The 9,770-nt window shown below is 49.2% G+C and carries 7 protein-coding genes and 1 pseudogene; 6 read left to right on the top strand and 2 right to left on the bottom strand.

The genetic code is table 11. From position 1 onward, the window contains the following. Positions 1–521: 521 nt before the first annotated feature. The 5 genes and pseudogenes from ACTTKA_RS03330 to ACTTKA_RS03310 form a co-directional block, all read left to right on the top strand. A pseudogene (locus ACTTKA_RS03330) lies at positions 522–680 on the top strand (transposase); the annotation flags it as partial. 628 nt (positions 681–1,308) lie between these two features. Then, complete coding sequence (mnmD, locus tag ACTTKA_RS03325) at positions 1,309–2,016, top strand: tRNA (5-methylaminomethyl-2-thiouridine)(34)-methyltransferase MnmD (protein ID WP_442723960.1); 708 nt, start codon at positions 1,309–1,311, stop codon at positions 2,014–2,016. Between the two features lie 127 nt (positions 2,017–2,143). Beyond that, a complete protein-coding gene (msrB, locus tag ACTTKA_RS03320; protein WP_442723966.1) occupies positions 2,144–3,154 on the top strand; it encodes a peptide-methionine (R)-S-oxide reductase MsrB in 1,011 nt (336 codons plus the stop codon). A 109-nt stretch (positions 3,155–3,263) separates the two neighbouring features. After that, a complete protein-coding gene (locus ACTTKA_RS03315) occupies positions 3,264–4,532 on the top strand; it encodes a putative DNA modification/repair radical SAM protein (RefSeq protein ID WP_442723959.1) in 1,269 nt (422 codons plus the stop codon). 10 nt (positions 4,533–4,542) lie between these two features. After that, positions 4,543–5,304 (top strand): TIGR03915 family putative DNA repair protein, encoded by a 762-nt coding sequence (locus tag ACTTKA_RS03310; protein WP_442723958.1) that lies wholly within the window; start codon positions 4,543–4,545, stop codon positions 5,302–5,304. Positions 5,305–5,381: 77 nt separating this feature from the next. Here the strand turns inward: ACTTKA_RS03310 and ACTTKA_RS03305 are convergent, their stop codons facing one another. Both ACTTKA_RS03305 and ACTTKA_RS03300 read right to left on the bottom strand, forming a co-directional pair. Next, positions 5,382–7,715, bottom strand: coding sequence for a hypothetical protein (locus tag ACTTKA_RS03305; RefSeq protein ID WP_442723957.1), 2,334 nt, complete (start codon positions 7,713–7,715; stop codon positions 5,382–5,384). After that, the gene (locus ACTTKA_RS03300; protein ID WP_442723956.1) at positions 7,715–8,707 is read right to left on the bottom strand and encodes a hypothetical protein; all 993 of its coding nucleotides are present in this window, start codon (positions 8,705–8,707) and stop codon (positions 7,715–7,717) included. Before ACTTKA_RS03300 ends, ACTTKA_RS03305 begins: the two co-directional genes overlap by 1 nt. Before the next feature lie 282 nt (positions 8,708–8,989). On the opposite strand from ACTTKA_RS03300, the gene ACTTKA_RS03295 reads away from it, so the two are divergent. Further along, positions 8,990–9,769 carry an acid phosphatase gene (locus tag ACTTKA_RS03295; RefSeq protein ID WP_442723955.1) on the top strand — a complete coding sequence of 260 codons (780 nt, stop codon included), beginning with the start codon at positions 8,990–8,992 and terminating at the stop codon, positions 9,767–9,769. The last annotated feature ends 1 nt before the right edge of the window (position 9,770 follow it).

The following is a 9,770-nucleotide window of genomic DNA, read 5'->3' as shown; positions in this document are numbered from 1 at the left end:
GGGCAATGCTTCGGTGGAGCCCCTTATTTTTATTCTAAACTTTTGTCGGTCAGTAGTGATTTTTTATGAATGAATAATGACGCGAAGATAACGAATATCTTCCCTGCCCCGCTCTTTTTTCCATACATTATATATAGTGTATATTGCCGAAAAAGTGTCGCAAGGTTGCGAAAGCATAAAAAAGTACTTGGGCAAGGTGTCGGAACTTTCTGAAAGCATGAAAAAGTACTTGGGCAAGGTTTCAGAACCTTCTGAAAGCAGAAAATGTTCGTCGGGAAGGTTTCAGAACCTTCTGAAAGTATGAAAAAGTACTTGGGCAAGGTTTCAGAACCTTCTGAAAGTATGAAAAAGTACTCGGGCAAGGTTTCAGAACCTTCTGAAAGCAGAAAATGTTCGTCGGGAAGGTTTCAGAACCTTCTGAAAGTATGAAAAAGTACTTGGGCAAGGTTTCAGGACCTTCTGAAAGCATGAAAATATGGGTCTGTGTTGAATCGTGTGGGTAACCCATAAATCAGCATCGGGAAGGAACTATCACAAATGGGGTATTGGAAAGTCTTAACGCTAAAGTGCAATTGGCCAAAAGAAGAGCTAGAGGATACGCAAATGTGAATAACTTTATGGATATGGTATACTACATAAACGGAGGAAGGAATTTCCATTACCCACTCAAATCAACATAGAGCCGAAAATATACATCGGGTATTCACTTTTCACTTTTCACTTTTCATTTTTCACTTTTCATTTTTCACTTTTCGTTTTTCACTTTTCGTTTTTCACTTTTCGTTTTTCACTTTTCGTTCATTTACGTGTATTCGCGCCCATTCGCGAAATTTGCGTTCGGTCATTTGTCATTCAGAGCGAAGCGAAGAATCTCTTTTCCTTTTCCCCGCGGGATTCCTCACTGTGTTCGGAATGACAAAGGCGGTTATTTGCGTCCATTCGCGCCATTTGCGTTATTTGCGTTCGGATAACCCGACACCACACAAAAAAAGGGCGAACAGATGGTTCGCCCCTACACGGCACACCGAACGCTGAATGTTGTTGGCTGACCGCTGTAACAGCTCCGCAGGGGCACATTAATTCAGCCCAATGTGTAGCGAAGCGTTGGGGGAAAAAGAATACCCACTCCTGCGGAAGGCTGTAAGCCTGATATAGTTTAATGGTTAATTGTCAATTGTTATAATAGTGCTTGTTGTAGAGACATCCAATTTTTGCGTCTCTGATGATATTGTACGCTCCGCACCGTGTATCGTGTAATTGGGGATTAATGTCTACTTTTGCGATGGATATCCTAACAGCTAACAGACGATGAATAACAACAGTGAACCATACCGACAACCGGAATACAGGCGCCTTCAACTTACTTCCGACCGGTCGCATACGCTCTTCAGCACGAAAGCCGGACAGACCTACCACTCTGCCGAAGGTGCCATCATGGAGTCTCTGCATGTATACGTCTCGCCGGCTTTTGCTCATTTCCGCGACAAGCCTCAGCTCGACGTGCTCGAAATCGGGTTTGGGACGGGCCTGAACGCGCTCCTGACCATGCTCGAAGCAGAAAAAACAAACCACACCGTCTACTATGAAACCCTCGAACCTGACCCTGTTCCCGAGTCTGTTTACACGCGACTAAACTACCCCGACATGCTGGGAACGGGACGAGAAGTCTTTCTTACGCTGCACCGCTCGGCCGACGATCAACAGATCGCGTTTCCCTCATTCCGCTTCGTAAAAAGACAGACCCGCATCGAAACGTACCGAACCGACAGGCTGTTCGACGTCGTCTATTACGACGCCTTCTCGCCCGATGCCCAACCGGAGCTATGGACGCGCGAAATCTTCGAGCATGTCTCTCGCCTCTTGCATCCCGGCGGCATTCTCCTCACCTACTCGGCTAAGGGAACGGTCAAGCAGGCTCTGCGCGAGGCCGGATTTGAAGTGCTGCGCTTACCGGGCGCCGGCAGCAAGCATCACATGCTGAAGGCCATCAGAAAAAGAGAAAACATCGAACGATGACGTTCCTGCAAAACCGGCGACACAATAAAACAAAGCAGCAGTCCGTTCTTCAAAAGAAAGCGAAAATCAACTACACTAAAACCTGTAAAAAATGATCACGAACTGGATAATAATGATGGCAACATGTATGATGGGACTGTCGGGCGGAGAGAATCCGCAGACCAACCCCAAAGATAAGCAACAAGAGAAAGAAATCTATCTGGCCGGAGGATGTTTCTGGGGAACAGAACATTTTCTGAAGCAGATCGAAGGTGTAAAAACAACGCAAGTCGGATATGCTAACGGCAACAAAAAGAATCCGACTTATCAGGAAGTATGTACGGGTACGACCGATTTTGCGGAGACGGTAAAGGTGGAATACAACCCTGCCACGGCGGAGTTGCCTTTCCTTATCGAGCTGTTCTTTAAAACAATCGATCCTACGAGCCTCAACAAGCAGGGGAATGACCGGGGCACGCAATACCGGACGGGGATTTATTACACCGATCCGGCCGACCTGCCGGTCATTCAGCAAACCGTTAACCGGTTGGCATCGGCGTATAAACGTCCGTTAGCCGTAGAGATAAAGCCGTTGGTCAACTTCTATGCGGCCGAAGATTACCATCAGGATTACCTCGACAAGAATCCCGGCGGTTATTGCCACATCGATCCGTCGCTGTTCAAACTGGCACGCAACGCACGGATGGAGAAACCCCGATCCTACGTCAAGCCGGACGACAGCGTCCTGCGCGAACAGCTTACGCCCGAACAGTATGCCGTAACTCAGGAGAATGCGACCGAACGCCCTTTCCGGAATGCTTACTGGAACGAACACCGTCCGGGCATTTACGTCGATATTACCACGGGCGAACCGCTGTTCGTCTCGACCGATAAGTTCGACTCCGGATGCGGATGGCCCAGTTTCTCGAAACCGATCAATCGCAAGTCAGTGGTAGAGAAAAAAGATACCTCGCACGGAATGATCCGCAAAGAAGTGCGCAGCTCGACGGGCGATGCGCATCTGGGACACGTCTTCGACGACGGCCCGAAAGACAAAGGAGGACTGCGTTACTGCATCAACAGCGCTTCACTGCGGTTCATTCCGAAAGAAAAGATGGAAGCCGAAGGGTACGGAAGCTACATCGGGATGGTCAAATAAATCTTCGGCACACCTCCATAGCCATACCAAAGTTTTTTTTCAACAAAAGAAGATTTTCGGGGCTAAAGTTTTTTCTTGTTTCGCCCGGAATGTCTTCCTTTGCGAGGCAATGAACGAGGGGATTTTAGAGAAACTGAAGATACTGGCCGAGTCGGCCAAATACGATGTCTCGTGCGCTTCGAGCGGCACGGTGCGCAGAAATACGTCCGGCGGATTAGGCAATACCGTCGGAGGGATGGGCATCTGCCATAGCTTCACGGACGACGGACGCTGCGTATCCCTCCTTAAAATCATGCTCACGAACCATTGCATGTACGACTGCGCTTACTGCATCAACCGTCGCAGCAACGATCATCCGCGAGCCACGTTCTCAGTCGGTGAGCTGGTAGAACTGACCATCGAGTTTTACCGTCGCAACTATATCGAGGGGCTGTTTCTCAGCTCCGGCGTCATGCGCAGCCCCGACTATACGATGGAACGCATGGTGCGTGTCGTCAAAGACCTTCGCACGGTGCATCGTTTCAACGGGTATATTCACTTGAAGAGCATCCCCGGATGCAGTCGGGAACTGGTCAACGAAGGAGGGCTTTATGCCGACCGTATGAGCGTCAACCTCGAAATCCCGACAGAGCAAAACCTGAAACTCCTTGCGCCGGAGAAAGATTTTCAAAGCGTCTTCACACCGATGCGCTACATTCAGCAGGGCATGTTGCAAAGCCTCGAAGACCGGCGCAAGTTCCGGCATGCTCCGCGTTTTGTTCCCGCCGGACAAAGCACGCAGATGATCGTGGGCGCTACCTCCGAGACTGATAAGGAAATCCTCTCCATCTCGTCCGCCCTGTACCGCCGACCAAGTATGAAACGCGTCTATTATTCGGGATACATACCGGTGAATACATACGATAAACGCCTGCCTGCCCTGAGGCAAGCTCCTTTGATACGTGAGAACCGGCTCTATCAGGCCGACTGGCTCATGCGCTTTTATGAGTTCAGGGCGGACGAGATCGTCGATGATCGTTTCCCGAACCTCGATCCGGAGATTGATCCGAAGCTGGCATGGGCCTTGCGGCATCCCGAACATTTCCCGGTAGATGTGAACACGGCCGACTATTCGATGATTCTGCGGGTGCCGGGCATCGGCGTGAAGTCAGCTAAGCTGATCGTAGCCGCACGCCGCTATGGCCGGCTCACATCGGCACAACTGAAAAAGATCGGCATCGTGATGAAGAAAGCGCAATACTTCATCACCTGTCGTGAGTTACCGGTGAATACGGTGCATGAGGTGACGCCCGAATACGTGCGCCGTATCCTGACCGAACCAAAGAAACGCAAAATGGCGACCGACGAACGCCAACTGACCATCCCGTGGCCGGAATAGGAGAAGACGTATGGTGATTTTCTTCTACGACAAAACCTTCGAAGGGCTGCTGACTGCCGTTTTCGATGCATATAACCGGAAAACATTTCCGCAACGCCTGATGAAAACAGGCGAAACGCCTCCTCTGTTTACGGATGAAGTCTATACGGTGTGGACCCAAAAAACATCGGCCGAACGCGTGTGGAAGGCACTCGAGCGCAAGTTGAAAAAAGAAGCCTGTAACATGCTGATGCACGTTTGGCTGTCGGAACTTGCGGGAAGCGACGAGCTGCTGTTCCGCTATATCTGCAAAACATTCGATACGAAGCACGACATCTCCCTGAACTTCGGTGATGCCGATGTGTTGGAAGTCGGTAAGATTGCCCGCAAAGTAGGCCATGAAGCTCTTTACCTCAAGCAGTTCGTACGGTTTCAGAAAGCGGCCGACGATCTGTTCTTCGCCCCCGTCCGACCGATATATAACGCGCTACCCCTGACCATCGACCATTTCACCGACCGCTTTGCCGACCAGCCTTGGGTGATCTATGACTTGCGTCGCAGGTACGGCTACTATTACGACCTGCAAACGGCACGCGAAATCACATTTACGGACGACGACCGGCTGTTGGGCGGACGGCTCGACGAATCGCTGATGGCCGAAGACGAGAAGCTGTTTCAAGAATTGTGGCGCGGCTACTTCAAGGCAATGTCCATCAAAGAACGCATCAACCTGCGGAAACAGCGTCAGGATATGCCCGTTCGCTTCTGGCAATACCTGACGGAAAAACAATAAGTATTTTTCCCCTTCCACCTTATCGACGGCACGATACAGTAACGGTATCCGCCCGGTCTGTATCGTGCCGTATCGGTTTAGCGGCTCACATAGTCGTCGAAGTATTTGCAGTATGTACAGGCATCTTTGTAGAAGGCTGTTTCTTTATACTGCACAAGCTGATTGAAATAATTCACCGTTTCGGCAGGTAAATCCCCGACACCCGTGAAATAATACTGTCCTTTATAAGAACGTTCGAGTTCGTTCTTGGCCAGCGCGAAAAGAATCCGCGCTTTCAGTTCGTCGTCTTTCACCTGCCGGAGCGCCTTTTGCAGGTACTGTCCGGCCAAGTCGGTCGTATTGCGATAATACGCGTCGCCGTAGATCACATAGAACGTCTGTTCGGGATCGGCCATATAGTTCTTTTGTGCTTTCTCTTCGTTATAATCCGAATATTTCTCCGAGAAATAGCTATTGTCGGTATCGAAGCGGAGGTAATGGCGGAAATACCCCGTTGTCGTGACGTTATAGAAGAAGTTTCCAATCAGGAAATTGGCTTTGGCTGCCTCGGCGTCGTTTTTTTCGCCGGCCTTCCGTAGCTTCAGCAATGCGTCGGTCACGTCTTTTTCACTCATCCGCTCTTTGATAAAGGGGAAGTCGGCCAGATAATCGTTGCGCATCACGTCTTTCTCGTCGCCGCTGTACCACTCCCGGATATTATATCCGAAGATACGCGCGGAGACGTATATTCTGGCTTGCTTCTCGGCCTGAAAATATCGATGGGCAGCTTCGAGGTTGCCCTCCGTCAGGAAAAAAGTTCCGTAGAGGAGGTTGAACGAATCGTCCCGAAGGTTTTCATCGAGCCACGTTTCCAATTCGTTTTTGTTCTTCTTGCTGTGAAATGCGGCAAGTTCGTCGAGGAGCGATTGCTGGAGATTGTTTTGCACCGATGCGAGCGTATTACTGATCAGGAAAGCCTTGGCATATTCCTTTTGCAGATAGTAACGGTTGGCAAGGATATTGAGGAACGTCCGGTTCGAGGGATTGTTGCGGTCGAGCCACGGCGCGTACTGAGCTTGGAGGGTGCGTTCGGTCTCCGGGCTGATCTGCGTCTGTTCGGCGACGTAAAGATGGGCGGCGATGATGTCTTTCTGACGTGCGTAAGTTGCATCGGCTGCCGTTACCTGCGCGAGGTGGTTACGGGCTTGTGCGAAGTCTTTACGCAGGAAGCAGAGGTAAGCCGTCGTCAAGTTCCAGAAATCTTTTTCGTGTGCCAAACGGATCATCCCGGCAGATAGCTTGTACGATGCTCCCAAGAAGTCTGTGATTTCTTTCTCTGCGAGTAACGGATACCGTTTGTCGGCCGCTTTCAGCGAATAGGAATACCGGTCGGCCAACACATCGCGTTCGATGGCGTTGATGGCGCGTACCATCAGCACCTTCGCCTCGATGGCGTCGGGGTCGGACGCGACGATCTTTTCCAATTCATTCAGCGGGTTATTGAAAGCCTTGTATCCGAGCATAAAGTAAAGCGACCTGCGTTCCGCGTCCGTCTGAACGGACGACAGCAGCCGCTGCGTGTCCCAATCGGTTTGCGGATTCTCATTATAGTCATTGTTATGGATGAGGAAAACGGAGGCATAAGCCGATTTTTTCAGATCGACGGAATACGTAAAGACTTTGATAAAGTCGGAGATGGCTTCTTGTGTCCGGCCGAGCCCGTAGAGTGCGCCTGCCTTCTGACTGAGCGCATAGTAATACATCTCGGGTTTATAATCGAGCGTTTCGACGTATTTGTCGAACAGCGTCAGGGCATCGTTGTATTTCCGGTTGTAATGTGCGAACCGCACGAGCTGATAGCCGTAGCGCAGTTTCAGTTCCCGATCCGTCTCGGCATTCCAGCTACGTACCAGAACGTTGGTCACTTTCTGTTCATCCAGTCCGGACGCTTCTCCGAGGTCGCTGTATTCGGAATAGTAGTTCCAGCTTTCGGACTGGCGGACGATGTGCATATAAGGCTCCAGGTATTTGGCATAAGCCAGATAGAGCAAGGCTTGTTTGTGACGCCGCACGAAGTCGGGCGTAAGGAAGGCCAGCTCCGGATCGGTCGTTTGGCCGCCTTTCGTGAGCGCCTGTATATCGGCGCGGGTAGTTTTCATCACTAAATAATATGCCTGATCATAGTTCAGTCCGAGGTATTTCTGCCATTCCTCGATATTGGCATTGCGCGCTTTCCATTGCGGGTCGGCACTTTCGTAAAAAGGACTGCCGTAGCTTAACAGAAAAGGAGCATAACGGGGGTCTTTGATCAGTTCCTGCGAAAAGACGTTGCAATAGTCGGCATCGGGCTCATAACCGCCCGCACATCCGAGGGCCTGCTGCACAACTGACATAAAAATCAGGAAAAAGAGACATGTTTTTGCTTTCATCATTATTTTAATTCTTGAATGGTAAATCGTTTTAAGAATCCTTCGCTCAGGTGAAAATAGACAATACGGTAATTATGGTCTATCGTGCGATGTAAATATTGTTTCGCCTCAGTCAACAACGAAGGCGTAATTTCCTCGAGCTTCACCGTGAACCCTTTGTTAATATACAATCCGTGCAAAAAACAATCCTGCTCTACTTCGAACGTATATTCGCCGGTCCGGCGAAAGAAAGGCAGCTGCATATCGTCGGCCGAAAGTCCGTTAACGAGCTTCTTCTGGCCCAGATGGTTCGTAACAATCCCCCACGAGTAAAGCGGAAGAGCTACATCGAATGTCAACGGATAATCGTTGATAGTTCGGGTATAAGCCTTGAGGAGTGAGATATCAAGGATCGAGTTGGCTGAATCGTCCCCGGTGGGATCGGAGGTCGCGTAGCACATCAGGTAACCTTTGTCGACAGGCGGCACGCCTGTCTGTTTCTTGTCCTTGATCTGATGCAGGCGCAACGTGCACGATATTTTCTTGGCCGAGCGCTCTTTCAGAATTTCGAGGAAACGGAAGTACGCGTTTCGGGTACGTGTCGTCCAGTCACAGTCGATCTTAATTTCGCGTATTTCCGGAAAACGGTTGACGGTGGCGATGTCCCGAATCAGTTTTAAGGTATGTTCGGCAAGTTCGGCGATCTTATCATCCGTCATATCGGCAAACGTACGATTCGTAATAAACACGACCGGCACGTATTCCGCCGGAAAAATCGTCGCGTCGAACCGTTTAATTTTAGCTACGGGTACCGGATTACCTTCTTGCAGATCAATATCGAAAAGTCGGATAAAAAGCCTCTCACAAGCCAGCGAGTCGAAATAATTCCTTTCTGTCTCGCCGATATGCACATCGGCTTTCCAATAATAAAAATCGACCGGATGCTTATGTTCATGGCGGCAACCAATCGTCAAGACAACAAATAAAAACAAGCACACCAAATCCCTATTATTCATTTCAATATCATATTTTGGTTGTGCAAAGATAAATATTAAAATTATCTTGGAATAGTAATTTTATGAACCTTTTTGTCTCAAATCTGTTTATAAAATATAACGCATTATCACAAAAAAGAATCAAGAATATGCTCAAAATAGATCAACTTGACTTAGCACAAAAGCAGTTATTCTTTTCAAAAATAACTACTAAGCAGTAAAACGGAAACATTTTCTCAAAAATCAAACTATATATTAGATTCATTGACTATTTTTACAAACCTTATTTAAATTTTATGTAACATGAAAAAGAACAATTTTATTGCAGTTGTACTGAGCATTATTTCGGTTGCTGTATTCGGACAGGAAAAGATCAAAGACGTGCGGACGAATCCTACGCTTTATTTCTTACAGATCGGAGACGTAGCAAGAAGCCTCGACCTTCTAGCTCCTCCTCCGCAACCGGGCAGCATTCTTTTTCTTCATGATCAAGCGCAGTATCAATGGGGAAAGATGCAGCGAAACACGCCACGCGGCGAGCAGGCTTTTTCGGATGCCAACGTAGATGGGGATGGTGTGCCACAAGCCTTTTCAGAAGCATTCGGAGTCCGTATCTCGAAGGAGACAACCCCCGAAATTCACAAGTTGGTCTTGAATATGCGCGAAGACGCGGGAGATCTGGCCACACGCGGCGCCAAGGAGCATTACATGCGCATGCGTCCGTTTGCTTTTTATCAGGAAGAAACGTGTAATCCTAAGCAACAACAGGAGCTTTCGACCAACGGTTCCTATCCCTCGGGACACACCGCCATCGGTTGGGCTACGGCGCTCGTACTGGCAGAGATCAATGTGGATCGTCAGAACGAGATCCTTAAAAGAGGATTTGAAATGGGACAGAGCCGTGTTATCTGTGGGTATCATTTCCAAAGCGACGTCGATGCCGCACGTTTGGTCGCCAGCGCAGTTGTCGCACGTCTGCATGCCAACGAGAATTTTATGGTGCAGCTCGGCAAAGCCAAGCAGGAGTTTGCCAAACTCGTTAAGGAAGGCAAAGTGAAGAAAAGCGAGATCCAGGCCAACTGAA

It is taken from the genome of Tannerella sp. (assembly GCF_052170195.1).
GTDB lineage: Bacteria > Bacteroidota > Bacteroidia > Bacteroidales > Tannerellaceae > Tannerella.
The sequence above is the reverse complement of the archived record's forward strand: the minus strand, read 5'-3'. Positions and strand labels throughout refer to the sequence as shown.

What these genes read in the sequence shown, in the direction of transcription:
- mnmD (WP_442723960.1), top strand. Translation starts at nt 1,309, where the DNA reads ATGAATAACAACAGTGAACCATACCGACAACCGGAATACAGGCGCCTT.
- msrB (WP_442723966.1), top strand. Translation starts at nt 2,144, where the DNA reads ATGATGGGACTGTCGGGCGGAGAGAATCCGCAGACCAACCCCAAAGAT.
- ACTTKA_RS03315 (WP_442723959.1), top strand. Translation starts at nt 3,264, where the DNA reads ATGAACGAGGGGATTTTAGAGAAACTGAAGATACTGGCCGAGTCGGCC.
- ACTTKA_RS03310 (WP_442723958.1), top strand. Translation starts at nt 4,543, where the DNA reads ATGGTGATTTTCTTCTACGACAAAACCTTCGAAGGGCTGCTGACTGCC.
- ACTTKA_RS03305 (WP_442723957.1), bottom strand. Translation starts at nt 7,715, where the DNA reads ATGATGAAAGCAAAAACATGTCTCTTTTTCCTGATTTTTATGTCAGTT.
- ACTTKA_RS03300 (WP_442723956.1), bottom strand. Translation starts at nt 8,707, where the DNA reads ATGAATAATAGGGATTTGGTGTGCTTGTTTTTATTTGTTGTCTTGACG.
- ACTTKA_RS03295 (WP_442723955.1), top strand. Translation starts at nt 8,990, where the DNA reads ATGAAAAAGAACAATTTTATTGCAGTTGTACTGAGCATTATTTCGGTT.